The following is a 945-nucleotide window of genomic DNA, read 5'->3' as shown; positions in this document are numbered from 1 at the left end:
CATGCGTTGGTTTTTTGTGTTTACGGTGTTATGCGGAAGCTTAGTAATGGCGTTGGCTGCCCCTTAACCGGGCGTTATATGCTTATAGGGTTTGTCTCCTAAAGGATACGCTGCTATAGTCCCTTTAGAACGATGAACTAGAGGTGGTTATGCCAGAGATTGATGCCCTATTAGGCCTTTCATTTTGCTTGTATTTCTTTGATAACAAGCAGCATAAATTGCCTCATATTCACGTTAAGTACGGTAGTTACGAGCTAATTATTGCTATTGAAACAGGTGAGTGTTTAGAGGGTTACTTACCCAATAAGCAACGAAAACGTGCTGAAAACCATATTCTTGAACATCGAGAGCAATTGATGGTGATGTGGAATAAAGCGGTGAATGGTGAAAATCCAGGTAAGTTAGGTGATTTATGTTGAAAGTCATAGATGTTGATTTTGTCTCAGACCATACATTAGAACTGACGTTCAATGATGGTTACCAAGGCTATGCCGACTTGTCGGTATACTTTAAAAAAGCACCGTTTTCAGAAATTAAGGACTTTAAACGCTTTTCCTTGACTCGTGATGGTTCGTTAAATTGGGATGGTAATGAGCTATCGGCTGCGACACTCCGTGACATAACCAAGGGCTCACAAAAGTCGGTGGAGTTAAGTTTTAATGTTCAAGAAATGGAAGCCGTCATCAAACAGGCCTCATGGGAATCGATGATGGAGGGGCGTCCCGACATCTTGCAAGCGGCTATTCGTTCTTACGTAGAGCAGTTTGGTCATGGTCAAGTTATTGCAAAGGCGGGTATAAAAAGTCGTACGAGTGCTTATCGCTCCTTGAAGCCAGAAACAACGCCAAACTTTGGCACACTAGTTCAGTTAGGGCACGCCGTCATCGAACTAGCGAAAGATAGAACAGTGGCAAACAAGGAACCACGCATATAACAAACGCCTCA

At 42.9% G+C, this 945-nt stretch carries 2 protein-coding genes; both read left to right on the top strand.

Going from position 1 to position 945, the window contains the following annotated elements; all coding sequences use genetic code 11:
• Positions 1-149: 149 nt before the first annotated feature.
• Positions 150-419, top strand: coding sequence for a type II toxin-antitoxin system toxin DhiT (gene dhiT, locus GOU96_RS17795; RefSeq protein ID WP_001114075.1), 270 nt, complete (start codon positions 150-152; stop codon positions 417-419).
• Complete coding sequence (gene dhiA / locus GOU96_RS17790) at positions 413-934, top strand: DUF2442 domain-containing protein (protein ID WP_113629398.1); 522 nt, start codon at positions 413-415, stop codon at positions 932-934. The genes dhiT and dhiA overlap by 7 nt, the downstream gene beginning before the upstream one ends.
• Positions 935-945 lie beyond the last annotated feature (11 nt).

Origin of the sequence: Vibrio sp. R-1 (assembly GCF_035615595.1) — a bacterium.
Taxonomy (GTDB): domain Bacteria; phylum Pseudomonadota; class Gammaproteobacteria; order Enterobacterales; family Vibrionaceae; genus Vibrio; species Vibrio cholerae.
Note: the sequence above shows the minus strand (reverse complement) of the source record. Positions and strands in the feature narration are given on the sequence as shown.